The organism is Archangium sp. (genome assembly GCF_036277355.1).
Lineage (GTDB): Bacteria > Myxococcota > Myxococcia > Myxococcales > Myxococcaceae > Archangium.
Genome location: NZ_DASUNC010000002.1, coordinates 1 through 24,528 on the forward strand (window position 1 = coordinate 1; position 24,528 = coordinate 24,528).

The 24,528-nt window shown below is 70.4% G+C and carries 21 protein-coding genes; 7 read left to right on the plus strand and 14 right to left on the minus strand.

The window, feature by feature from the left end; all coding sequences use genetic code 11:
- Window positions 1-148: 148 nt before the first annotated feature.
- The 5 genes from VFZ09_RS00105 to VFZ09_RS00125 all read right to left on the minus strand — a co-directional run bounded on the left by VFZ09_RS00105 (window position 149) and on the right by VFZ09_RS00125 (window position 3,515).
- The gene (locus VFZ09_RS00105) at window positions 149-526 is read right to left on the minus strand and encodes a hypothetical protein (protein WP_329725363.1); all 378 of its coding nucleotides are present in this window, start codon (window positions 524-526) and stop codon (window positions 149-151) included.
- 46 nt (window positions 527-572) lie between these two features.
- On the minus strand, window positions 573-1,589 hold the full coding sequence (locus VFZ09_RS00110; protein ID WP_329725364.1) for a dipeptidase: 1,017 nt from the start codon (window positions 1,587-1,589) through the stop codon (window positions 573-575).
- Between the two features lie 114 nt (window positions 1,590-1,703).
- Window positions 1,704-2,297, minus strand: coding sequence for a hypothetical protein (locus VFZ09_RS00115; protein ID WP_329725365.1), 594 nt, complete (start codon window positions 2,295-2,297; stop codon window positions 1,704-1,706).
- 218 nt (window positions 2,298-2,515) lie between these two features.
- Entirely contained in the window at window positions 2,516-3,037 is a 522-nt protein-coding gene (locus tag VFZ09_RS00120) for a hypothetical protein (RefSeq protein WP_329725366.1), read from the minus strand.
- Between the two features lie 10 nt (window positions 3,038-3,047).
- Entirely contained in the window at window positions 3,048-3,515 is a 468-nt protein-coding gene (locus VFZ09_RS00125) for a hypothetical protein (RefSeq protein WP_329725367.1), read from the minus strand.
- A gap of 124 nt (window positions 3,516-3,639) precedes the next feature.
- Between VFZ09_RS00125 and VFZ09_RS00130 the strand changes: the two genes are divergently transcribed.
- Window positions 3,640-5,670, plus strand: a complete 2,031-nt coding sequence (locus tag VFZ09_RS00130; protein ID WP_329725368.1) for an ArnT family glycosyltransferase — start codon at window positions 3,640-3,642, stop codon at window positions 5,668-5,670.
- 65 nt (window positions 5,671-5,735) lie between these two features.
- Here VFZ09_RS00130 and VFZ09_RS00135 read toward each other — a convergent pair whose 3' ends face one another.
- A complete protein-coding gene (locus tag VFZ09_RS00135) occupies window positions 5,736-7,061 on the minus strand; it encodes an MFS transporter (RefSeq protein ID WP_329725369.1) in 1,326 nt (441 codons plus the stop codon).
- Between the two features lie 88 nt (window positions 7,062-7,149).
- Window positions 7,150-7,533, minus strand: coding sequence for a hypothetical protein (locus VFZ09_RS00140; RefSeq protein WP_329725370.1), 384 nt, complete (start codon window positions 7,531-7,533; stop codon window positions 7,150-7,152).
- Between the two features lie 98 nt (window positions 7,534-7,631).
- Here VFZ09_RS00140 and thiS point away from each other — a divergent pair, with 98 nt between their 5' ends.
- From thiS to VFZ09_RS00170, 6 genes are read left to right on the plus strand one after another with little or no spacing between them, the layout of a single operon-like run.
- Window positions 7,632-7,832, plus strand: coding sequence for a sulfur carrier protein ThiS (gene thiS / locus VFZ09_RS00145; RefSeq protein ID WP_047857213.1), 201 nt, complete (start codon window positions 7,632-7,634; stop codon window positions 7,830-7,832).
- An 11-nt stretch (window positions 7,833-7,843) separates the two neighbouring features.
- Complete coding sequence (locus tag VFZ09_RS00150; protein ID WP_073563565.1) at window positions 7,844-8,626, plus strand: thiazole synthase; 783 nt, start codon at window positions 7,844-7,846, stop codon at window positions 8,624-8,626.
- Window positions 8,627-8,640: 14 nt separating this feature from the next.
- On the plus strand, window positions 8,641-9,249 hold the full coding sequence (locus VFZ09_RS00155) for a thiamine phosphate synthase (protein WP_329725381.1): 609 nt from the start codon (window positions 8,641-8,643) through the stop codon (window positions 9,247-9,249).
- Window positions 9,250-9,291: 42 nt separating this feature from the next.
- Window positions 9,292-10,296: a hypothetical protein gene (locus VFZ09_RS00160; protein ID WP_329725371.1), complete on the plus strand. Its 1,005-nt coding sequence runs from the start codon at window positions 9,292-9,294 to the stop codon at window positions 10,294-10,296.
- Window positions 10,293-11,168 carry a DUF4129 domain-containing protein gene (locus VFZ09_RS00165; protein ID WP_329725372.1) on the plus strand — a complete coding sequence of 292 codons (876 nt, stop codon included), beginning with the start codon at window positions 10,293-10,295 and terminating at the stop codon, window positions 11,166-11,168. The genes VFZ09_RS00160 and VFZ09_RS00165 overlap by 4 nt, the downstream gene beginning before the upstream one ends.
- Window positions 11,165-12,343 carry a DUF4350 domain-containing protein gene (locus tag VFZ09_RS00170; protein WP_329725373.1) on the plus strand — a complete coding sequence of 393 codons (1,179 nt, stop codon included), beginning with the start codon at window positions 11,165-11,167 and terminating at the stop codon, window positions 12,341-12,343. The genes VFZ09_RS00165 and VFZ09_RS00170 overlap by 4 nt, the downstream gene beginning before the upstream one ends.
- A gap of 57 nt (window positions 12,344-12,400) precedes the next feature.
- Here VFZ09_RS00170 and VFZ09_RS00175 read toward each other — a convergent pair whose 3' ends face one another.
- The 7 genes from VFZ09_RS00175 to VFZ09_RS00205 form a co-directional block, all read right to left on the minus strand.
- Window positions 12,401-13,651 (minus strand): ISAs1 family transposase, encoded by a 1,251-nt coding sequence (locus VFZ09_RS00175; RefSeq protein WP_329725374.1) that lies wholly within the window; start codon window positions 13,649-13,651, stop codon window positions 12,401-12,403.
- A 157-nt stretch (window positions 13,652-13,808) separates the two neighbouring features.
- Window positions 13,809-15,071 carry a TolC family protein gene (locus VFZ09_RS00180; protein WP_329725375.1) on the minus strand — a complete coding sequence of 421 codons (1,263 nt, stop codon included), beginning with the start codon at window positions 15,069-15,071 and terminating at the stop codon, window positions 13,809-13,811.
- Window positions 15,068-18,262 carry an efflux RND transporter permease subunit gene (locus tag VFZ09_RS00185; RefSeq protein WP_329725376.1) on the minus strand — a complete coding sequence of 1,065 codons (3,195 nt, stop codon included), beginning with the start codon at window positions 18,260-18,262 and terminating at the stop codon, window positions 15,068-15,070. Before VFZ09_RS00185 ends, VFZ09_RS00180 begins: the two co-directional genes overlap by 4 nt.
- A 15-nt stretch (window positions 18,263-18,277) precedes the next feature.
- Window positions 18,278-19,405, minus strand: coding sequence for an efflux RND transporter periplasmic adaptor subunit (locus VFZ09_RS00190; RefSeq protein ID WP_329725377.1), 1,128 nt, complete (start codon window positions 19,403-19,405; stop codon window positions 18,278-18,280).
- A gap of 163 nt (window positions 19,406-19,568) precedes the next feature.
- On the minus strand, window positions 19,569-23,678 hold the full coding sequence (locus tag VFZ09_RS00195; protein ID WP_329725378.1) for a hypothetical protein: 4,110 nt from the start codon (window positions 23,676-23,678) through the stop codon (window positions 19,569-19,571).
- A gap of 96 nt (window positions 23,679-23,774) precedes the next feature.
- Entirely contained in the window at window positions 23,775-24,221 is a 447-nt protein-coding gene (locus tag VFZ09_RS00200; protein WP_329725379.1) for a hypothetical protein, read from the minus strand.
- Window positions 24,222-24,241: 20 nt separating this feature from the next.
- Complete coding sequence (locus VFZ09_RS00205; protein ID WP_329725380.1) at window positions 24,242-24,397, minus strand: SMI1/KNR4 family protein; 156 nt, start codon at window positions 24,395-24,397, stop codon at window positions 24,242-24,244.
- Window positions 24,398-24,528 lie beyond the last annotated feature (131 nt).

A 24,528-nucleotide genomic window follows, 5' to 3' on the forward strand; every position in this document is an offset into this window, starting at 1 on the left:
GGCTCTCTCTTCTTCACCCCCTCTACCTACTTCATCAGTAACTCCTGCGCCCGAACCTCAGGAGTCGGGCCGCGCTGCTCCTACCCATTTCTGGATCACCCGCCTTGCCCATCCCCGGGATTTATCGATAGCTCTTGAGCCCCACCCGTCACGGATTGCAGGTGACGTGGGTGTCGTCCATGACGCACGAGCTGCACGTGCTCACCTGGACGAGCACGCCCATGCGGCACTCCAGCCGGGCCTTGCCGTCGGCCGTGCACAGCCCGCGGCCCTCGGCGGACGCCGCGCACGCATCCCCGGCCCCGTTGCCATTCATGTCACAGAGAATCTCGGTCCCGGACTCGCCGCACCCCGAGGCCCCCCGGCACGGCAGCGCGCGCCAGACCTTGTCACGGCACTCCAGTGCCTGCTCCTCGGAGGCACAGGTGTAGCCACCTCCCGAGCAAGCGTCGCCGGCCTTGACGCCACAGGCGGACAGCAGGAGGGAGCCGATCATCAACGAGAACAGGACGGAAGAGCGTGTCATCACGGCGCCGGACGATTCCAGGCGCCGGGGGCCCGGTCAACCCGTGTCACTCCCCGAGCGTCTCGCGGAAGTACCTCCGGAAGTTGCCCCCGAGGATTCGCTCCACCAGGGCCTCCGGATGGCGGCGCAGCAGGGCCTCGGTGAGCTTGGGCAGGTCCGTCACGTCGCGGATGCCCTTGGGCAGGGCCACCATGCCGTCATAGTCCGAGCCGATCCCCACCCCCTCCTCCCCCATCACCCCCAGGGCGTGCTCGATGTGCCGCACCACATCGTCGATGGCGTCTCCGCCCAGGTACACCGGGGCCAGGATGATGCCCACCACCCCACCCCGCCCGGCGATCTTGCGCAGCACCTCGTCCGACAGGTTGCGCCACCCGCCTCCCGCCCCGCGCACCCCCGTGTGCGAGGAGAAGATGCGCGCCGTGGGGTGCGCCAGGATGTCCTCCAGCGTCCGCTCGGAGGCATGGGCCACGTCCACGCTCATGCCCACCCGCGCCATCTCCTCCAGCACCGCGTGGCCCAGCGGCGACAGCGGCCGGTTTCCCATCAGCGGGAAGGACGAGCCCCCCGCCTCGTTGTTGGACAGGTGCGTGAGGCCCATGAAGCGCACGCCCCGCTGGTACAGCTCCGCCACGCGCTCCACCTGGCCCTCGATGGCGTGCGCGCCCTCGATGCCGAGCACCGCCGACAGCCGCCCCTGGGCGAGGTTCTCCTCCAGCGCACGCCCCGTGGTGGTGATGCGCACCTGCCCCTCGGAGCGGCGGCAGAACTCCGCCAACCGGTCCACCTGCCACACCGCGCGTGTCCACTCGCTCTCCCGGGCCTCGCGCGGCCAGCCCCGCCAGACGGCGAAGGCCTCGAAGCCCCCGATGAAGGGAAAGCCCCGCGTCACGATGGTGAAGCACTGCAGCTTCATCCCCACCTCGCGCAGGCGGGGAAAGTCCACGTGTCCCTCCGAGGAGCGCTCGCAGAGATCCCTGTTCCACATCAGCGAGTCCGCGTGCGAATCCGCGATGCACCAACGCTGGTGGAGCTCGAGCACGTCACCCGTCTTGAGAGCCATGGCCGCAGTCTCGGGCTTCCCGTCCGTCACGACAAGAAACTCCGGAATGGGACTCGGGATGGACGACGGCCCCCGCCCGGAGGCGGAGGCCGCGTCCCACCGTGTTGCGCGCGACTACTTGTTCTTCACGCCCGGGTGCTGGGCGCTCATCTTCTCCACCTCGATGCTCTTGAGCATCATCTTGCCGTTCGGATCCAGCGAGTAGGAGGCGCGGACCTCGTCACCGGCCTTCAGATCCTTCAGGGCCACCGGCTTGTCGTCCTTCATCACCTTGAGCTGCTGGTCGGCCTGGAAGCGCATCACCTGGTTGTTCTTGTCCGGGACGATGATCGCGATGGTGTTGGCCGAGGCGGACTGGATGGTGCCCTCCACCTCCTCGGTCTTCACGTTGGCCGCGGTGTCGTTCTTGTTCATCGTGGTGCCGCTGCCACCCGTGGCCTGGTCGTCCCCGTCAACCATCTGCTTGTGCTGGGCATCGGCCAGCTCGCGCTGCTCCTCCACCAGGTTCTTCTCGGCGTCGGACATCTCCTTCTGGCTGTCCTGGCGCACCTCGGCGAGATCCTGCGCCGACTCCTGGCGCGTCTCGGCCACGTCACGCTGCGCCTCGGCCACGTCCTTCTGCTCGCTCTGGACCTTGCTGCGATCCTGGCAGCCCACCGTCAAACCGAGTCCCGCCACCGCCATCACCGCCATCATGAGCTTACGCATGGTGCCGCTCCTTTCGTTCCTCACCAGGGGAGGAAGCTCCCCGGCGTGTGCCAGGAAACTGGTGACCTGCATCGCGGGTGCACAGGGCTTGTCGGAGCGGAAAACCGGCACAGGGGCAGAGGCCCATCGGCGGAGGGCCCGGCGGGCTGCCTGCTGAAAATGGGAAGAATTCGCGGCTTTCCCCGCATTCACCCCGGCCGCGGCACTCCCCCCCGGGGTCAGGAGCCGCCGTCGCTGCCCGCTGGCTCACAGAAGGGCGCACCGCCCGAGGCCCAGCGGTCGATGAGCTCGCGCTGTTCCTCGGTGGGCTGGGGGCTCGCCGCGGGCGGCATGGTGCGGAAGACAACGGTGCGCGCGTGGATGCGGGGCGCCATCCACTTCGCCCCCGCGATGCCCCCATCCGCCTCGTACAGGTCGAGCCGGAAGTCCGTGCGGCCGCTGCCCGTCGTGGTGGCGCCGTGGCACGAGGACACGCAGTTGGCCGCGAGGATGGGCTGGATGTCCTGGCACCAGGTGGGCACCGGCCCCGAGTTGGGGTCGGCGGTGCCGGGCCCGTTGAGCACCTCGCAGGTGCGCCCCGCGCCGGGACGTGCCGCGACACAGGTGTAGGGCCGGGGGCAGTCGGCCAGGGACTCGCACGACTTGCCGGAGAAATCGGGGGCCTCGATGGTGCAGCCGGTGGCCATCACGGCACAGAGGCCCAGGAGACTCGGACGCAGGCTCGGGAGGATGCGCTTCATAGAAGAGCCCTTAAGTACCACCGTCCGCGCAGAGGGGTGTACCGCCAGCGATCCACTGCCGGAGCAGCTCCCGCTCGGCGGTAGAGGGAGCGGGGCTGCCCGTGGGCGGCATCGTCTGCGTATCCACCGCGCGAGCCTTGATGCGGGCGGCCATGTCCCGGGCCCCGTTCACCCCGCCGATGGCCGCGTACTGGTCGAGCCGGAAGTCCGTGCGTTTGCTGCCGGAGGTGTCCGCGCCGTGGCACGAGGCCACGCAACTGGCCGCCATGAGGGGGCGGATGTCCTTGCACCAGGTGGGCACGGGCCCGGCATCGGCGGAGCCCGCGTCGGTCTCCAGCGGGGCGGGCGGGTACACCACCTCGCAGGAGCGCTGCTCCGCGGAGACCGTCACGCAGCGGTAGGAGGCCGGGCACTCGGAGTCGTCCGAGCAGGGATGGCCCGGCCCGGCGTTCTCGGCGAACAGACAGCCGGAAGCCATCAGTGCGCAGGCGAGCACCCACGAATTCGAGAAGACGCGCATGCCGTGAGGTTAGATGAATTCGGCCCCGTGCTGTAATGTCCCCGGCCTTCGCGTGCGCCGGCCCCCTCCCGATCCGCTCTGTGTGAGCGCCATCCTCGTCACCGCCCTGGTGGCGCTCCTGCCCGGCCTGGATCATCCCGGCATCCACAACTGGGATGAGGCCGTGCACCTCGCCGTGTCGCGCGGGCTGATGGACACCCCGCTGCGGCCCCACGTCTACGCCGAGCCCTTCCACCGCCCGGCCATCGACGATTGGATCAACGGGAGCCTCTGGCTCCACAAGCCGCTCGGCTCCATGTGGTTCGCGGCGCTCGGCATGCGCCTCTTCGGTGTGAGCACGGGGGTGGCCCGCTTCGGCTCCGTGCTCGGCATGGTGGCCGCCGCGCTCGGCGTCTTCTTCCTCATGCGCCGGACGGCCGGACGCTTCTGGTCCACCGTCGCCGCCTGCACCCTGCTCGTCCTCCCCTTCACCTACGAGCTCGTCCAGGGCTTCATGTTCGGCGACATGACGGACACCACGCTCGCCGGCTGTCTCGCCCTGGCCATGGTGTTGCTCGTCACGTCCATCCGGCGTGACTCGCTCCTCCTCGCGGCCCTCGCCGGTGTCGCCGTGGGACTCGGCTACCTGTGCAAGAGCACCCTCGCGCTGACCCCCGTGGGCGTGGCCGGGGTGCTCGCCGCGGGCCGGTTGCTCGGGCTCACGCAGGGCCCGAGGCCGCGTCAGCTCGCCCTGCTCCTCGTCTGCGCGGCCGCCGTGGCGCTCCCGTGGTCGCTCTATGCGCGGCAGGCCTACCCCGAGCTGTGGGCCATCGAGTCGCACGTCACCCGGAGCCACCTCTTCGAGGACGAGGCACGAAGGAATCCCTCCATCGTCATGTGGATCCGTCCGCTGGATGCGATCTTCAATGAGATCCACCTGCGCACCCTGGAGCCCTTCCCGGAGGCGCTGACGCTGCTGGCCGGGCTCTGGCTCCTCTACCGGGCCCTGCGCACCCGCGAGCTCGAGACCCTCGCCGTGGCACTGTGGCTGTGGCCCACCTGGCTCATCCTCTCGTTGGCGGCGGCGAAGGTCCCGGCCACCACCTGGGGCGCGGTGACGGCGGTGTTCTGCGCCCTCGCCCTGCTCCTGCGCGACAGCTTCCGCCGCCCCGTGCTCGCGGCGGCCGTCGTGGGCGCGCTCTCCACGCCCTTCCTGCTCCCCAGGCTGGCCTTCCTCGCGCCGCTCCGGGCGAAGCTGCCGGAGGCACTCGAGCAGACCCGGCGCGTCCCCGGCTTCTTCGAGGGACTCTGCCTCGTGCTCGCGTTCGCGCTCCTCGTGGGCCTGCCGATGCTCGTGGCCCGCGCGCGCCGGTCCCTCACGCTCGGGATGGGGGTGGCCTGCACCGCGCTCGCGCTCTACTTCCTCGCCCCGCGCACCGTGCTCGCGCACCTGAAGATGCGGAGCGCCAAGCGGGACCTGGGCGAGCGCACCCACACCAAGGAGGCGGGACTCGCCGCGGCGAAGGTGCTCCCGGACAAGGCGATTGTCTGGCTGCGCATGGAGTGGGACGCGCCCGAGCAGTTCGAGCACCTGAACTTCATGTTCTGGAGCGGCCGGATGGCGCACAAGGGCAACCCCCGGCTGGACTGGGGCCGGGCCGAGGGTTACCGGCACTACCTGGCCTCGCCCGCCGCCGAGCCCTTCGCGCCGCTGGAGGTGCCGGCCGGCTCGGCGCTGCGCCTGTACGATCTCTCCACGCCCGCCCTCCCGCCGGAGCTGCCCCCGGGAGCACACCGGCTGGACGTGGCCACCGGCAACGCGGTGGTGAGGGGCGTGGCGTTCATCCGCACCGGCTACGCGAGGGATCGCTGGGCCTTCTTCGTCTCACCGCGGGGCGTGCCGGAGACGTTGCGCGTCACGTTCCACCTGGGCGGCGAGCGGCGGCAGCTCGTGACCCTCTCGCCAGACGCCGCGCTGCGCCCCCGGGAGGCCTTCCGCGACGTGCCCTGGTTCATCATCCCCGCCCTGGGCCCACGCGCGGAGCAGGTGGAGGCCATCGAGCTGCCCGGGGCGGCACCGGTCCCCTTCAATTCCTCGGAACAGGCTGCGCGGAGCGCGGCAGGCGCACCCTGAAGCGGGTGCCCTCGATGTGGGGGCGGTGATGCGGTGCACGCAAGCGCTGGGAGAGCAACCGTGCGTTACGAGGCGCTCAGCGAGGCGAAACGGGTGCGGCCCGCGCTCAGCAGGTAGAGCGCCACCAGGAACCCCATCGCGCACACCCCCGCCACGTAATGCGCGGGCGCCAGGGGCTGCTCCTTCATCATCAAGGTGACCGCCAGGGGCGTCAGGCCGCCGAAGATGGCGTAGGAGACATTGTAGGAAAACGAGAGTCCCGAGAACCGGACCGCCGCGGGGAAGGCGCGCACCATCACCGTGGGCACCACGCCCACCACGCCCACGCAGAAGCCCGCCAGCGCGTACAGGGGCACGAGGTGCTCCGGCGCCGCGCCCACGCCGAGGTAGAGCCCGTACGTCGCCGCCAGCAGGCCGAGCGTCCCGATGCCCAGCATCCACCCGGCGCCGAAGCGATCCGCGAGCAGGCCGAAGACGACACACCCGGCGGTGAGGCTCAGGGTGGCCACGCTGTTGGCCTCCAGCGCCTGGGCCGGGGCGATGCCGTACAGCTTCTGCACCAGCGTGGGCGTCATGAGGATCACCACCACGATGCCGGCGGTGAGCACCCAGGTGAGCAGCATGGACACGGCCACCGAGACGCCATGGCCCCGCAGCACGGCCTTGAGCGGCAGCTCCCGCACCAGGGCCTTGCGCTGGCGCATCTCCAAGAACACCGGGGTCTCCGCCAGCCAGCGGCGCAGGAACACGGCGAAGAAGCCGAACACGCCTCCCACCAGGAAGGGCAGGCGCCAGGCGAAGTCCCGCACCGCCTCGGGGGTGTAGATCTTGTTGATCGCCGTGGCCACCAGCGAGCCGATCAGGATGCCGAACGTGAGGCCGGCGGTGAGCGTGCCGCAGGCGAAGCCGACGCGGTGCTCGGGCACGTGCTCGGAGACGAACACCCAGGCGCCCGGCACCTCACCGCCCACCGCCGCGCCCTGCATCATGCGCAGCACCAGCAGGGCCAGCGGCGCCGCGTAACCGGCGGTGGCGTAGGTGGGCAGGCAGCCGATCAGCAGCGTGGGCACCGCCATCATGAAGACGCTCAGCGCGAACATGCGCTTGCGGCCACTGCGGTCTCCGAAGTGCGCCATGACGATGCCGCCCAGCGGGCGCGCCAGGTAGGCGGCCGCGAACAGGCCGAACGACTGCAGCTGGCGCAACCACTCGGACGTGTCGGGCGGGAAGAAGAGCTGCCCGATCACCGCGGTGAAGAACACGAAGATGATGAAGTCGTAGAACTCCAGCGCGCCACCCAGCGCCGCCAGTCCGAGCGTCTTGACGTCCTGGAGGGTGAGCGGGCGCTGCGCGGACGGAGGAAGGGTCTCGTGGGGAGCGGAGGCCGGCATGGGGGGCGAATCAGAGCGTGAGAACCCCGGGCCGGGCAAGGGTCCTCTGGGCCTTCCCCGGCCATCACCTTGCCCCGGAAGCAGTGACTCAGAAGTGGAACGTGAGGCTCGCCGTCTCCGCGGCGGGCTCCGGCAGCAGCTCCAGGACCAGGCCATAGAGGACGGCCGCCCCCGCCACGGCATAGAGCACGTTGGCGGTGGCGGCGTTGGCGCGGGCCCTGTCGAGCGCGGCGCCGGACTCACGCGCCGAGGAGAGCGTGCGGGCCCGGTTGGCCTCGCCCTGGGCGAGATAGCCGAAGCCCGCGCCCCCGAGGAGCAGAACCCCACCAGCGACGAAGGCATACCGGTGGCCATGGAGGCCGGCCGCGCGCGTGGGGGCATCCGCGGTGCGGGAGGGCTCGGCGGCGGTGGCCGGGAGTCCCAGCGTCAGCACCAGGGCACTGGCCACGAGCCTGCTTCGGACGGTGAACATGCCCAGGAGTATAGCCAGGGGTGATGCCCGGAGTGCGCGTTGACAGCACGCGGACGCGCCTGTAGTGCGTCGGGCGCCAGCAGCAGGAGCGTCGAGCCGTGACGATCTGGATCAACGGACAGGCACGAGAAGTCCCCGAGGGAATGACCCTGGCGGCGCTGCTCGCCTCGTTGGAGGTGGGAGGCCCCGGGGTGGCGGTGGAGGTGAACGCGGAGGTGGTCCGCCGCGCGCGCCACCCCGAGTACCAGCTGTCGCCGCAGGATCGCGTGGAGATCGTCACCTTCGTCGGTGGCGGATAGAGGAGCGGACAATGAGCGTGCAGGACAAACCCCTGGTGATCGCGGGAGTGACCTTCCAGTCGCGCCTCATCGTGGGCACGGGGAAGTACCCCAGCCACGAGGTGATGAAGCGGTGCCACGAGGCCTCGGGCGCGGAGATGGTGACGGTGGCGGTGAGGCGGTTGGACCTGGCGGCGAAGGGCGAGGCCTCGCTGATGAACTGGATCGACCGCTCGCGCATGCGGCTGCTGCCGAACACGGCGCTCTGCTACACGGCGGACGACGCGGTGCGCACCTGCCGGCTCGCCGAGGAGCTGGGCATGAGCAAGTGGGTGAAGCTGGAGGTGCTGGGCGACGAGAAGACGCTCTACCCGGATGTGGAGGAGACGCTGAAGGCGGCGCGCATCCTGGTGAAGGAGGGCTTCACGGTGCTGCCCTACACGTCGGATGACCCCATCACCGCGCGCAAGCTGGAGGACGTGGGGTGCGCGGCGGTGATGCCGCTGGCGGCGCCGATCGGCTCGGGGCTGGGCATCCGCAACCCGCACAACATCCGCCTCATCCGCGAGACGGTGAAGGTGCCGGTGATCGTGGACGCGGGCGTGGGCACGGCGTCGGACGCGGCCATCGCCATGGAGCTGGGCGTGGACGCGGTGCTGATGAACACGGCCATCGCGGGCGCGAAGGATCCGGTGCGCATGGCGCGCGCCATGAAGCTGGCCATCGAAGCGGGCCGCGAGGCCTTCCTGTCCGGCCGGATTCCGCGCAAGGCGTACGCGTCGGCGTCGAGCCCGCTCGAGGGGCTCGTCGAGTAGTGGTACCGAGGGTGATGGTCATCACCGACTGGCGCCTGCCCCGGGAGCGGCTGTTGTCCGCGCTGGAGCGGGCGCTGGAGGTGGGGCCCCAGGTGGCCGTGCAGCACCGGCACCCGGAGGCCACCGCGCGCCAGTTCCTGGAGGAGGCCCGGCTGCTGGCCGGGCTGTGCCGGGCGCGAGGCAATCCGCTCTACGTCAATGGCCGGTTGGACGTGGCCCTGTTGGTGGGAGCGCACCTGCACCTGCCGGCGGCGGGCCTGACACCGGAGGATGTCCGTCCGCACCTGCCCCCGGGGCGGCAGGTGAGCGTGGCGGTGCACGACGAACAGGAAGCACGCCGGGCCGTGGGCGCGGATCTGGCGCTGGTGAGCCCGGTGTTCTCGCCGGGTTCGAAACCAGAGGACACGCGGCCCACGCTGGGGCCCGAGGGCTTCCGGATGCTGGCGGCGGCCCTGCCCTGCCCCGCCCTGGCGCTCGGAGGCATCACACCGGAGCGGGCCTCGCTGCTCGGGGAGGCAGCGGGCTTCGCGGTCATCTCGGCGGTGCTGGAGGCGAGCAACCCCGCGGAGGCCGTGAAGGCGCTGTGCACCCTCCCCTCTCCCCCTGGGAGAGGGACGGGGTGAGGGTCTTCCCCCAGGACACCATGTCACCAGTATGCTGGGCCCGTGAGCCCTCCCCCTTCGGATCTGCGTCCCCTGGCTGTCGGTGAGATCATCGATCGCGCGGCCACCTTCTGGCGCAAGCACTTCAAGACGCTCTTCCTGCTGAGCCTCGGCTTCAATCTGGTCTCCTACATCGTGAGCAAGGCCCTGCAGCTGACGGTGCAGCGGAACTTCGCGGTGATCCAGGTGGCCGCGCGGGACGGAGACATGGCGGTGCTGGCGGCCGAGTACTCCCGCTTCCTGCTGATGCTGACGGCGACCCTGGGCGTCACCTTCTGGGTGTACTCGCTGAACACGCTGGCGGTGTCCCGGTACGTGGTGCCCACGCAGCTCGGAGAACCCACGCGCCCGTCGGATGGAATGCAGCGCGTGCTGAAGCGGCTGGGCACGTTCACCGGGGCCTACCTGCTGTCCCTGCTCTGGGCGGTGGGCGCCATCCTGCTGCTGATGCTGCCCGGCGCGCTGCTCGCCGGAGTGGGCGGGGCGATCGTGCTGCGCACCGAGGGTACGATCTCGGGCATCCGGGTGCTCGGGTGGATCCTGCTGGCCGGAGGCCCCATCCTCGCGGTGCTCGGGATGGTGGGCGGACTGCTCTGGTACCTGCTGCGCTTCTCCCTGCTGGCGCCGGTGATGGCCATGGAGGATCTCCCGGCGGTGGGCTCGTTCCGGCGCTCGGGAGCCCTGCTCTCGGGGCGGGTGGGGCCGGGCTTCACCGGGCGCGTCACCGTGCGGGCGATGATCCTCGTCACCGTGGTGTCCATCATCCTGATCGCCGTGAGCGTGCTGTGCGGACTGCCCGCGATGATCATCCAGTTCATCCATGGCAGCGCGTTGGATCCGGCGGCCACCCCGGCGCCCCAGTCGCTGCTGGTGCCCGCGGAGCTGCTTCAGGTGGTGGGACAGGCGGTGTTCACACCGCTGGGGATCGTCGTCTACGCGCTGCTCTACCTGGACATGCGCGTGCGCCGGGAGGGGTTGGATCTCGAGAGGCGCCTGGAGGCGCGATGATGTCCGGGCTGGTGCTGCTGTGGCTCGCGGTCCTGCCCTGCGAGAACGCCGCGAGCGAGCTGCAACAGCTCACGGTGTTGTCCAGGGGAGAGCCGGTGGCGATGGACGCGCACCTCGAGGCGCTGGAGCAGCGCTGGGAGGGTCTGCCCCTGCGCGCACCGGGCGATGAAACCCCGGCGGAGCGAGCGGAGACGGCGGCCCGGCGCATCCAGGCGGCGTGCGCACCGCCCGAGGCCGTGCCGGAGACCCAACCCCGGACCACCGAGCCGGAGCGGCTCCAGGAGATCCTCTCTCGGCCCGAATTCGCCCAGGCGAGGCAGCGCCAGGGGGACCTGCTCCAGCGGCTGATGCGGGAGCTGAAGGCGTTCCTGGAGGAGCTGCTGATGACGCGCGAGGCGCAGGGCTTCGCGACGGGCACGCGGACGTTGGTGCTGGGGCTGGGCTTCGCGGCGGTGCTCTTCGCGGTGCTGCGCCTGCGCCACTGGCGGCGAGGCCCGGCGCGCCGTGAAGCGGGCACGGAGACGGGCGCGGCGGCCCTGGAGCTCGACTCGCCGGGTGAGCACCTGACGCGGGCGAGGGCGGCGCTGGGAGCCCGGCCGCGCGAGGCCATCCGGGAGGGGCTGCTGGCGCTGCTGTCCTCGCTGGAGGCGAAGCGGCTGGCGCGGCCGGACCGGGTGAAGACGAATCGCGAGCTGGTGGGCGAGCTGCCCGGGCGGGGAGCCTCCGCGCAGCTGACGGGCGAGGTGGAGCGGCTGGTGCGCTGGTACGACCAGGCCTTCTACTCGCTCGAGCCGGTGCCGCCGCAGGACGCGGCGCGCTTCGTGGACGACGTGGAGCGGCTGCATCAGGGGCTCGCGGGAGCGGTGGCATGAAGGTCACGCGGACGGCGGTCATCTACGGCGTGCTGGTGGCGCTGGCGTTGGGGCTGGGGCTCGCGGTGAACCAGTCCCCTGCCCCGTCGCTGGTGCCCTCGGTGGACAACCCGGGCCCCTTGGGCGTGCGGGCGCTGTACCTGTACCTCCAGGAGTCGGGCGCCCGGGTGTCGGCGCTGCGGGAGGCGTTCGACGGACAGGCGCTCGACGACAGCCTCCGGACGGTGGTGGTGGCGGCCCCCGCGGGACGGCCCGTGACGGAGGAGGAGGCCGGGGCGCTGCGGAACTGGGTCTCCCGGGGCGGAACGCTCGTCTACCTGGTGTCGAGGGAGGCGAAGGCGAGACAGCCCCAACTGGACACCTGGCTGGGGATTTCAGAGGCCCCGATGCTGGCACCGGACTCCGAGGGCCTGCCGCCCAAGGAGAAGGATCTCACGGGGACGACGGTGCGCGTCTGGGTGCCGGTAGGCCCGATGCGCAGCGTGGAGCGGCTCCGCGTGTCGCTGGACCGGGGCATCACGGTGGGGCGGCCGGAGGCGGTGCCCCTCGCCGGAGCGAAGGGCGCGGCGGTGGTGTGGCGGGTGCCGGAGGGACGCGGCGAGGTGTACGTGCTGGCGGGAACGGACCTGGCGGAGAACCGGCGGCTGGAGCTGCTGGACAACCTGCGCTTCTGGGACGCGCTGGCGGCGCGCGGGCCACTCGCCTTCGACGAGTACCACCACGGCGTGCCCCCGAAGCCGGAGCCTCCCTCGGCCCGGGGCCTGTGGGTCTTCGTGGCGCAGGGCCTGCTGGTGGGGCTGATCTACGCGGTGTCGCGCGGGACGCGCTTCGGCCCACCCCGGCCGCTGGTGGTGGAGAAGCACCGCTCGGCGCTGGAGTACGTGCGCTCCCTGGGCTGGCTGGCCCGGCGCTCGAAGGTGGAGCGCGAGCTGGTGCCGGAGCTGGCGCGGCAACTGCGGCGGCACATGCACGAGCGGTTGGGCATTCCCCTCACGCTGCCCGAGGACGAGGCGGCGCGGATGCTGGAGCAGAGCTGCGGGCTGCCAGCGGCGGACTACCTGGCCGCGAGGGAGGATCTGGTGCGCACGCTGGAGCAGCGGGAGATCCGCCCCTCGGACTACGCGCGGCTGGCGCGCCAGTACGCGCGCTTCGAGAACCTCATCACGGGCCGGTGAGGGTCGTCCGCGGACAGAAGACCCTCACCCCCTGCCCTCTCCCCAGGGCGAAAGCATTTAAATGTCGGAAGCTGCGGATTTCAGGACGCGCACCAGGTAGCCGGAGTCCCAGCCGGCTTTCTTGCGTTTGGTGGGCACGCCCTTCTTGCACGTCTTCTCGCGCCGCAGCAGCGTGAGGGCCATCCGGCTGAGCAGAGCGAAGTTTTGCGCCCCATTGTGGTCGCGGATGGGGCGTGAATCCTCGTTCATGCTCACGTCCAGGCTCCAGTGCAGGCCGTTCTCCACTCCCCAGTGTGAGCGGATGACTCGGGCCAGTTCCTCGGCCTGGGGGCACATGCTGCTGAGGTAGTAGTGCCACTCTCGTGTCGTCTTGCCGCCCTCGGTGCGCTCGCGCAGCAGCATGACGGCTGACCTCAGCTTCACCCACGTATTCGCGCTGGCTGGCGCCTGCTCCAGCTTCAACTCCAGCGCCCAGGCGCTGCGCACCTCGTGCCGGCCATGTCCCGCCTCCTCACTGCGGCTGTGAGACATCGGCTGGGCCTGGTGCTCCTCGGCGCCCTCCTGAGCCCCAGCTCGCGCCTCGTCCACGCGGCGGCCAGTTGCCTCCTCCTGCCACTTCTTCTCCTCGGCAGTGCGTACCTGGGCGAATACCTCCTGCACATGCTCGTGGAGCGGCCCCCGGTTGCCCTTGAGCGCCAGCACGTAGTCGGCCTCTGCGTCCACTATGGCCTGGGCTATCTTGGCCGTGCACCCGTTGGCGTCCACCGTCACCACGGCCCCCTTCAACTCCAGCACCTCGAGCAGCTCGGGGATTGCACTCACTTCTCCAGGGGCTCCCTCCACGGCCCTTTGCGCCAACAGCAGCTTCTGCTCGCTGGCCCACACGTGCACCAGGTGCAGCGCTGTGTCCTCCAGGCCCGTGCCCAGTGCTCCGCGCACGCTCTTGCCGTCCACCGCCACCACTTGCGCGTTGAGGTCCCTCACCAGCGTCTTCACCCACCTGCGGAAGCACGCCTCGAAGGCCCTTGGCTCCAGGGCGCAGAACACTCGGCGGAAGGTGTCCTTGCTGGGTACTCCGTTGGGCATGTGCAGCAAGGTGGCAAACCAAGCCACATGCGCCAGGGCGAACTCGTACACCGTCTCCCAGTTGTTGGCCCCGCCAATCACCGCGCACAGCGCCATCGTCAAGACGTTGTACAGCGAGTGGAGCTTGCCGCGCTCCACTCGGGGGTCTTCCAAGCTGCTGAAGTGCTGCCAGAGCACGTTGAGTGCTTGCTCGCCTTGCTGGGTCTGCGCTGATGACTCCATGAGTAGCTCGCAGCATATGACTTTCCGCGTCCACTCGCTCTACCAAGTCACCCAGCGATTACTACTCCCTGAGTAGGCAGCCCGCCTTTTTCTCTGGCCTTCCCACCCTTAAATGCTTTCGCCCTGGCCCTCTCCCAGAGGGAGAGGGAGCGACGGCCTACTCCTGGACCGCGAAGGAGCCGGCGGCGCGCAGCAACCGCAGCGCCGCGAGCGACGTCTGCAGACGCTCGGAGATGGCACCCACCTCGGCGTTCGTCAGCGCGGAGTTGGCGTCCGCCACCTCGAGGTAGGTGGCCACACCCGCCTTGAAGCTGATCTCCGTGAGACGCTGCGTCTCACGCGCCAGCCCCAGGGCCTCCTCGGCCTTGGTGAGGTTGGCCTGCGCGTTCTCGAACTCCAGCCGCGCGCGCGACACCTCCTCCACCGCCCGGGCCTCCGCCTGCTTCTGCTGGGCCGACGCCTCGGCCACGCGGGCGGACTCCTCGCGCAGGTTGATCTCCCGGATGCCGCCGTCCCAGAGCGTCCACTGCGCGCTCAACGACAGCGCCCAGACGTCGTTGCGGCCCGCGAAGCCCGCGGCGTTGCTGAGCCGGTAGACACCGGAGAAGCCCACCGAGGGCGCATAGGAGAACCACACGCCCTGCTTGCGGCCCAGCGCCAGGTCCAGGTTGCGCCGCGCGGCGGCAACGTCCGGCCGCTGCTCCAGCGCCTGCTTCACCAGGTCCTCCCCCTGCGCGGGCACCTGCGGCACCGGGGGCAGCTCCAGCGTGAAGTCCGCGTCCCGCTGGATGAGCGTGGCGAGCGCCAGCCGCGAGGAGGCGAAGGCGTTGCGCGCCCGCACCAGATCCTGCTCGGCCCGCGCCCGGTCCAGCTGCGACCGGAGGAGGGCCACCTTCGTCACCGTGCCCGCATCGAAGCGCTTCCGCGTGTCCGACTCGCGCGCCGTGTTCACCTCCAGGAGGAACTGCGTGGCACGGATGGCCTCCTGGTAGGCGGCGGCGCCGAAGTAGGCCTGCGCCACGGCGAAGAGGATCTCCCGCCGGGCGTTCTCCGTGTTCAGCTCCGCCACGTCCTCGGCGATCCCCGCGTTGCGGATGGCGGGGATCAGCGCGGGCGCGATGACGGCCTGCCGGACCTCCGCCTGCGCGCCGAGCTGGTCATACGGCTGGATGACGATCTGCGGACCGCCCGGCAGCGTCACCACCGCTTCATTGGAGTTGCGGGTGTAGCTGGCGCCCACCGAGATGGTGGGCAGGTACGCGGCCCACGCCCTGTTGGACAGGAGACGGGACTGCTCCAGCCGGGCGCGCGCCACCTTCAGGTCCAGGTTGTTCTGACGGGCCGACGCGAGCGCCTCGTCCAGGGTGAGCACCGGAGTCGCGGCGCTCACCGTCAGCGTCACTGCGAGCAAGGCAATCATGCTGCCTCCGAATCATGTGCCGGGCGCAGCTCGGCGAGCGTGTCGCCGCCATAGGCCCGGGCTACCTCGGCCTCGCCCGTCTCCTCGGGCGAGCGCTTGGAAGCGAACTTCCGGCCGAACCACGCCGAGGCGTCATCGAACAACGAGTAGGCCACCGGCGTCACCAGCAGCGTGAGCACCAGCGACAGCGTCTGTCCACCCACCACCACTCCGGCCGTGGCCTGGTTGAAGCTCGCGCCCACGCCCTTGGAGAGCAGCAGCGGAATCATGCCCGCCACGAACGACAGCGTGGTCATGAGGATGGGCCGCAACCGGTCCTTGCTGCCGTGGACGATGGCCTCCAGCCGCGGCAGGCCTTCACGCCGCAACTGGTTGGTGTGGTCGATCTGCAGAATCGAGTTCTTCTTCACCACGCCGAAGAGCACCAGCAGACCCAGCATCGAGTACATGTCGAGCGCCTGCTTGAACACCAGCAGGGAGATCAACGCGAAGGGCACGGTGAGGGGCAGCGACAGGAGGATGGTGATGGGGTGGATCCACGACTCGAACTGCGCGGCGAGGATCAGGTACATGAAGATGAAGGCCAGGCCGAACGCCAGGGCGAAGTTGCCCACCGTGCGGCCGATCTCTCGGGACTGACCCGCGGGCCTCGCCGCGTAGCCGGCCGGCAGCTTCGACTCCGCGATGACCTTGTCGAACCTCTCCACGATCTGACCCGTGCTCACGCCGGGGGCGGTGTTGGCGGTGAGCATGATCTGCCGCTGGCGGTTCATGCGGCTGATCTGCGAGGGGCCTTCCTCCCGCTGCAGCTTCACCACGTCCGACAGGGGGACGGAGCCGAGCCGGGCCGAGGGCACGGTGAGCTGGCCGATGTCCTCGATGCTGGCGCGAGCGGACGGCTCGGCGCGCAGCCGCACGTCGTACAGGTTGCCGTTCTCCACGTAGGTGGACACGTCGAGGCCCCCCACCACCATCTGCAGGGTGCTGGCCACGTCGGGCACCTGCACGCCCAGATCCGCGGCGCGCGAGCGGTCGATGTACGCGCTCACCTCGGGCTTGCCGATGATGAGGTTGCTGTCCGCGTCCACCACGCCGGGAATCTGCTTCAGCTTCGCCAGCAGCAGGGAGGCCTGCTTGCCCAGCTCGTCGAACTCGGGGCCCGTCACCACGTACTGCACCGCCGCCTGCGAGCCCGCACCGCCGAAGAGCGGCGCGTTGGACACGCTCACCCGGTACTCCTTGGGCATCTTGGAGGTGATCTCATGGCGCACCTTGTCCATGATCTCGTCCTGGGTGGCCACGCGCTGATCCGGGTTGACGATCTTCACGAAGATGCCCGCCACGTTGGGCGTCTTGTCCGCGCCCTCACCGATGGTGACGAGCGTGGAGGTCACCTCCGGGATCTTCTCGCGCATCTCGCGGGCGACCCGCTCGGTCACCAGGAGGGTGGAGTCCAGGCTGGTGCCTTCCGGCATGCGGACGCTCACCTGGAACTGGGCCTCGTCGCTCTTGGGGAGGAAGCCCTTGGGCACCTTGCCCATGAGCGGACCGCACGAGCCGAGCGTCACCACCGAGGCCACGACGGCCACCCAGCGGTGCGCCATCACCCAGCGCAGGGCGCGCTCATAGGCCCGCTCCAGGGGCAGGTAGATGACGTCGGTGGCGCGCTCCAGCAGGGGCTTGCGGTGATGGCCCCCGTGCTCGCCAGACGCCGACGGGGCCAGCCACCGCGCGCACAGCATGGGCGTGAGCGTGAAGGACACCAGCAGCGACACGGCGATGGAGGCCCCCATCGTCAGGCCGAAGCTGCTCAGGAAGCGTCCGGGCATGCCGCCCATGAAGGCCACCGGGAGGAACACCGCGAGCAGCGACAGCGTGGTGGCGAGCACCGCGAGGCCGATCTCCTTGGTGGCCAGGATGGCGGCCGGGAAGGGCTTGAGCTTCTTCTCGTGGATGAAGCGGTGGATGTTCTCCAGCACCACGATGGCGTCGTCGATGACGATACCCACCGCCAGCGCGAGCGCCAGCAGACTGATGCTGTTGAGGTTGAGGTCCAGGTACTTCATCACCGCGAAGGTGCCGATGATGGACGTGGGGATGGCGAGCGCGGCGATGATGGTGCTGCGCCAGCTTCCGAGGAACAGCAGCACCACCAGCGCGGCGAACAGACCGCCCAGCAGCAGGTGCTCCTGCACCGCGTGGACGGCGGTGAGGGTCGTCTCCGAGTTGTCGCGCACCACTTCCAGCGAGTAGCCCGGCGGCAGCGACGTGCTCAGCTCCGCCACGCGCCGGCGCACCTCCGCCACCAGCGCCACGGTGTTCTCACCGGACTGCTTGCGGATGGACAGCAGCACCGCGGACTTGCCGTCACGCATGGCGGCCGTCTCCGGCTCCTCCTCACCATCCTCCACCCGGGCCACGTCCTTCACGCGCAGGATGTAGCCATTGCTCTCGCGCAGCACGAGGTTGCCCAGCTCCTCCACGCTCGTGACACGCCCGCGCAGACGCAGGGTGAAGCGCTGCGGGCCCGTCTCGATGCTGCCACCCGGCATCGACATGTTCTGCGAGGCCAGCGCCGCCTGCAGCTGTCCCGCGCTCACGCCCGCCGCACGCATCTTCACCGGATCCAGCCACACGTTCACCTGGCGCTTGCGGCCACCGATGATGTTCACCTGGCCCACGCCCTGCACCGTCTCCAGCCTCCGGCGCAGCACGCGATCCGCGTACTCGGTGAGCTCGCGCACGGGCTTTTCCGCCTGCACGGACAGGATGATGACCGGCACGGAGTCCGGATCGAACTTCTGCACCAGCGGCGTCTCCGCGTCGCGCGGCAGGTTGTAGGTGATCTGGTTGATGCGGTCGCGCACCTCCTGCACGGCCACATCCACGTTCTTCTCCAGGACGAACGTGATGACCACCGTGCTCACGCCCTCGGCGGTGGTGGAGTTCATCTCGTCGATACCGGAGATGGTGTTGACCGCCTCCTCCACCTTCTCGGTGATGTCGGTCTCCATCTCCTCGGGAGCGGCGCCCCGCATGACCGTGTTCACCACCACGACGGGGAAGTCCACCTTCGGGAAGCGATCGACGTTGAGCTTCACGTAGCCGGCGCCGCCGACCACGCAGATCAGCAGGATGAGCACCGACGCGAAGACGGGCTTCCGGACACAGATACTCGCGAGCCATTGCATGTGCGGTGCCCTCGCCTACTGAAGCTTCTGGCCGTCGCGCAGATCATCCCGCGCCACCGCCACCACGCGCTCGCCCACGCGAACGCCGGCCATCACACCCAGCGAGTCCGCGGCGGACCCGCTCACCTGGACGACGCGCTCCTCCAGCCGCCCATCGCTCACCACGAAGACCTTGCGGCGCGCGCCGTCCTCGAGCACCGCCGTGCGCGGCACCACCGGGAGCTGCTGCTCGCCCAGCTGCACCTTCGCCGTGGCGAACTGGCCCGGCAGCAGCGTGCGATCCTTGTTGGGCACCAGCGCCTCCACCACCAGGTCGCGCGTGCCGCGGCGCAGGCCCGCGCCCACGAAGGACACCTTCGTCTTGTGCACCATGTTGGGCGTGGCCGTGAGGGTGAACTCCACCTCCTGGTCCTTGCGCACGAAGGCGGCCGAGGACTCGGGCACGGTCAGCTCCAGCCGCAGCGGATCCAGCGCCACCAGCGTCACCACCTTGGAGTCCTGGCGGACGTACTCGCCCACGGACACCGCGCGCTCGGCCACCACGCCATCGAAGGGGGCGCGGATGGTGGCGTCGGTGGCGTTGATCTCCAGCAGGCTCAGGCGCGCCGTGCTGGCCGCCGCCTGCGCCGCCGCGTTGCGGCACTGGGCCTGGGCGCGATCATGATCGGCGGTGGACACGGAGCCACCCTCGAAGAGCTTCTGGTTGCGCTCGCACTCGGCGTCGGCCAGGGCCTGCTGGGACTTGACCAGGGCCAGCTGGGCGCGGGCCTCCTCGAGGCTGGCCGCGGCGGTGCGCGAGTCCAGCTTCACCAGCACGTCGCCCTTCTTCACCACCGAGCCGCGCTCGACGTGCACGGACATCACCTTGCCCGCGGCGCCAGCGGCCACGTCCGAGTCCTCGTAGGCCGACAGCGAGCCGGTGAGCGTGAGGAAGCGCGGAACCTTCGCCTCCCCCACTTCCACCGTGTCCGCCTTCACGGCGGACTCCTGCGCCGAGCCCGAGGCCTGCTGCGCCCCCGGCTTCTGCGCGGCGTCCACGCGCGAGCCGCAGCCCGCGCCGAGCGTCAGCACCAGCCCGCCCGCAACCAGCACCTTGAACGTCGGGGCCTTGCCCGTCCTGCCATTCCGAAGAAGCTTCTGCATACCTGTGCTCCCGTGCGCCCTGGCCCTCCTCTGGGAGGGTCAGTTCCTCGGCCCGAGATAAGTTAGTGACCGCAAACTAACTAATCCCCGGGGGGAGGGGAAATGTCAAGCACAGGATGCGGCAGGCAGGCAGGCGTCGCGGGGGGTTGTGGGTGGGCGGGGCTCACCAGCTGGAGCTGCCAAAGCCCGAGTCGTTCGAGCCCCCACTGGAGGAGCTGTCGCTGCTGCTCCAGGAGGAGCTGGAGAAGCCCGAGTCGCTGGAGCTGCTGAAGAAGGAGCTCGAGCTGTCCGAGCTGCTGGAACTGCTCGAGCTCCAGTCGCGCTCGCGCTGCCGCTCCCGTTCCCTCTCGCGCTCCCGTTCCCTCTCGCGCTCCCGCTCCTCCTCGCGCCGCCGCTCCTCCTCGAGGTATTGGGCCACCTGTTGTTCGGCCAACGAGATGGCGGCGAGAGCGAGCTGCGAGGCGTTCTCCGCGGCCGCCTGGGCGGACGCGTAGTCGCCCTGATGCAGGGCCGAGCGGGCCTCGGTGAGCCGCCGGGAGCCGGGATTCCCCGAGATGGAGACGCCATGGGCCGTGGGCCACTCCTTGGCGCGCTTGACCGGATTGGCCGCCTCCTTGATGGCGCGCACCGCACGCTCGGCGGCCTCCAGCTCGTTGCGCAGCGCGGCGGCCTCACGGGCCACCTGGAGCTCGAGCCGCTCGCCCTCGGCCTCGATCGCGAGCCAGTCGCCATGGGGCTGGCTGAACGTGTCATCCGTCTTCTGGAGCTCCCCCCTCAGTGCGCCGATCGCATTCACGGCGCGCGTGGTCTCGCGGCTGTCGGTGATGCCGTCCGTCGCGGCGCGCCGCACCCACTCCTGGGCGATCTCGAGCGCCGATCGGGCGGCGCTCAGGCTCTCCCCGGCGCGAGCGTGCAGCGAGTGATCATTCGCCGCGCTCCGCTGGACGTCGGTAAGTGCCAGACTCGCCGCCGACAGCCGCTCGGCCGCCGAGAGCGGGTCACCGGGCAGGACGCCCACCCTGGCGCGGGCCGCCTCCACCAGCCCCCGCGCCGCCTCGAGCGTGCCTCGAGTGGTCGCCGTGACGCGGGGATCGGCCACGTCCACGGCGCATGCGGCGGCGAGCGCCTCGGCCGCCGAGAGCAGCTGCGGGTTGCTCTCCTCGGCGGCCTGGAGCTGCCGCACCTTGTCCGTGAGCTCGTCGAGCCGGTGCGCGGCGAGCACCTGTTGCTCCCGCGCCTGGCCGACCCGCTCGGCCGAGGCGAGCAGCCGTCCCTGGGAGAACAGCTTGCTCGCCGACTGGAGCAGTTCCGCGGCCCGCTGCGTGTTCGCGGCGATCTCGCGCAGGTTGTCCTGGACGGTGCCATTCGCGTGGGGGCGCACCGGATCGTCCGCGCGCAATCTCAGCGCCGAGGGCAGGTAGCGGCGCATCGCTTCCGTCAGGGGGGCCTGGCGCTCGGCCACGAGCCCCGCGAGCCGCCGCGCCTCGGCACGGCGCTCCTCGCACCAGGCCTCGAAGCGGGCGTGCACCTCGCGGCTCCGGGCCACCAGCTGCGCCGCCTCGGATGCTCTCGCCAGCGCGGCCTCGACTCCGGTACGCGCCGTCTCGAGCTCACCGCGGCTCAGTGCCTCGCGCCCCTGCGCGAGCGACTGCTCGCCCGAGGTGATGTGCACGGAAGGATCCCTCCCCTCCTCTCGCAGCATCGACACGGGCGCCAGACCCAGGGCCTGTCCCAGTCCGGCCCGTGCCGCCTCGATCTCCGCCCCCACCCGCGTCAGTCCGGCGCGGGCGCGTCCGCACAGCTCCGCGAGCCGCCCCGCCTCGGCCGCGCGCTGCTCCAGCTTCCCGAGCGCCTCGGCGAGGACCTTCACGTCATCATCGGCCTGGCGTGTCACCAACGCCCGCGCCACCTCGTCCGCCTGACGGTGGAGCGCGTCGCTCGCCTCGTCGAGCCACTGGCGGGACAGTCCGGCGGACACGAGCGCCTCCCCCGCACGCTCCGCCAGGGGCAGCACCTCCGAGCGGCCACGCGCGAGCACGGGCAGCAGCGCCGACGCGTCCGCGGCCTGCCGGCGTGCGGTGACGAGCGGCCCATGGAACGCGCCGAGCGGATCCTCCACCAGGAGCGAACGTGCCTCCGTCAGCAGGGCCTCCAGCGACGGCACGACCTGCTCGAGCATCGCGGGGACGCGAAGCCGCACGGCCCCCGGCTCCGCCGTGCGCACCTCGGCGATGAGGCGCTCCAGCGCCGCGACACCCTCCCCCGCCTGGCCCGGCACGTCCTCCAGCACCTGGAGCGCCGGGAGGACGTTGCTGGCGCGCGTGTTGAAGGCCTCGATGAGCGCCTCCAGGGACAGGGAGAACGGCTGGTAGCTGGCGAGATCTCCGATGAGCCGCTGCTCGGCGGTGGGGAGGCCCCGCAGCACGAGCTCGATGCCGTCATCGGGGTGGAAGACGATGGGCTCGTCGCGCAGCAGGCGCGTCACCCGCTGGAAGGGCGAGGCCGACAACTGGGCCGTGAGCCAGCCCAGGGCGCCCTTGCCGGAGAGCAGCGCCTCGGCCTGCTCCAGCACGCGCGAGGCTCCCACGGACAGCAGGAACAGCTCATCCACCTCGGAGGCGACCGTCAGGGCCCGCTCGCGCGTGGTGCCCGCGTAGCGCTTCTGGATCTCCTCGCGCGAGCGGCCAGCGGCCAGGTGGGTCCGGTCGAGCAGCCCGAAGAGCGCCTGCATCTTCTCGTCGAGGGCCTTGCGCCACTGGGCATGGAGGCCGGCGGCCTCGCGCATGTGCCGGTTGCGGCGGGTCCGCAGGAAGACGAGGAGCACGCCCAGGGCCAGGGCGGAGAGGCCCACGAGCACGTTGCGGAGGGTCGCGTTGCGCTCGGCCTCCTCGATGCGTTCGCGGGCCATCCGGTACGAGGAATCACTCGAGTGCAGCAGGGCCATGAAGGAACGATCCTGACGCGCGAAGGACTCGCGAGCCCGCCGCAGCGCCGCCTGTGCATCCGCGAGCTGTTGCCGGGCGACCTCGACGCGGGATTCCTTCTCGAGGGCCTCGAGGAGACGGGCCTGCTCGTCCAACAACGGCGCCTGGCGGGCAACCTCGGACAGGAAGGCGTCCGCCTTCTGGCGCAGGGCCTCCGCCTCGGAGAGCAGCGCCTCGTGGCCGGGCGACAGCACGGCGACGGCGGAACGCGCCCGCCCGAGTGCCGCGTTCGCCGCCTCCAACTCCGGTGCGGCGAAGGCCTTCCAGCGGGACTCCTCGAGTGCCGCGAGCGCCACCGAGGCCTGATTCAGCCGCGAGAACGTCCGCTGCCAGGTGGCGAACGTCTCGGACACACCGTTGAGGACGGCGCGCACTTCCTCGTAGGCCGTGTTCGCCTGGTCGAGCTTCGGGTCCGGCGGCAGGCCGGTCCTTGGATCCGGCGGCTTCTGGCGCTTGGAGCCCGGTGCCGCGTCGAGGAGCGCGAGGGCCTTGGCGGCCTTCACGCGCAGGCCCACGAAGTCGGGATTCGCCAGCGGGACACCGGGCGGAGGGGTGCCTCCGAAGAGCTCCTTCTGCTGGGCGATGAGCATGTCGAGAAAGCCCGGTACCCGCTGCAGCAGGTCACGCAGCGAGGCGCGAGCGCTCTCGCGATCGGCGATCGCCTTCTGGAGGGCACTCTCGCGGTCCTCCTGCTCCTTCTGGATGCGGGCCGCCAGCTCCCTGTCGATGGAGACGATGGTGTCGGTCACCGCATCGACGATGCGCCCCCCGCCGCGCATGGCGGCGATGGCCGGGGCATCGAGCCGCCCCTTCCAGTTCGCCTCACCCAGGCCACGCCGGTCCTGGGCCTCGGAGCCGAAGTACGACAGGTTCCGCTCGCGCAGAGACAGGAGGAAGATGGCGCCATCCGGCTCACCCGTCACCTGGTGCTTCAGGGAGCCGAAACCCGTGCGGTTCGACAGTCCCTTGCCGAGCGCTTGCTTCACCGCCTCGATGCCCTGGAAGGAGGTGCCCGCGGCATCGGTGAAGCGCTCCCCTTCGGCGCTCTCCAGCAGCACCACGGTCCAGTGGGGATGCAGCATGCTCGACCACTCCTCGAGCTCGCGAAGCTGCGCGTCGGAGACCCCGATGTTCCCCTTCACGTAGACGTGCTGGGAGGAGGACCAGAGCTGCACGACCTCCGTGGCGTTCGTGACGCGCCGGGGCTGGCTGGCCGCCCGCGCGGGCGGGCTGGCAATGGCGAGGGAGAGGAGGACGAGACACGCCGCGGCCAGGAAGGGGCGATTCATCGAGTCCGCTTATAGCCGACCCCCACCGCGAAGTGGATGCGCCCCCCCTTCACGCCCAGTGCGCATGAGGTCTGATGAAGCCAACCGAGGACTGGCTCAGGGACGCAGGCCGAAATGCCGCCGGACACGCTCCGCGTGCTCCCGCAGGCCCGCCTCCTCCAGCCGGACAACGGCCCACGCGAGCGCCGGCTCCATGCGGGGAACGACGACATAGGGCCAGGTGGGCGGACTGAGGTGGAAGAGGACGTTCAACCCGAGCCGGAAGATGGGGGTGTTGATGATGAAGGCATTGCCGAGCAGGGACTCCCGGATGAGCCCATCATGCAAGGTCGTCCACTCCACCTGCCTGCGGCGCAGCTCGGCCGGGAGCATTCCCACCTGGAGCAGATCCGAGACGATCACGTAGGGCTGCCGTCGACGGTAGAAGGACGCGGACTCCTCCAGGTACTCCTCGAACTGCGGAGGCGATGCCACCCCCACGACACGCACCATGAGCAGCGGCCAGAGCGAATCGTCGAAGGTGCAGAAGCGCGTGCCGGGCATGGTTCACGCACAGTTTACCGTCAATCGTCGTGCAACCCCTCCAGCAGTTCCTGGAAGCTGTTGGCGATGGGGAGGATGGACATCTCCACCGTCACCAGGACGATCCGGGGCTGATGGGTTGAGCCCCTATAGTCAAAGCACAGGTACTCCCCGCCCGGCGTCTTCCCAATCGGCATAGGGGGGTAGAGAGGGTAACTCCCTACTCCCCCTGCCACACCACCGGACAGGCGGATCCGCATCCGGCGGTTCGGTTGGTTGAGGTTATCTCTCCCGACGTCCGTTTTCGTTCGCCGCCCTCGGTGCTTCG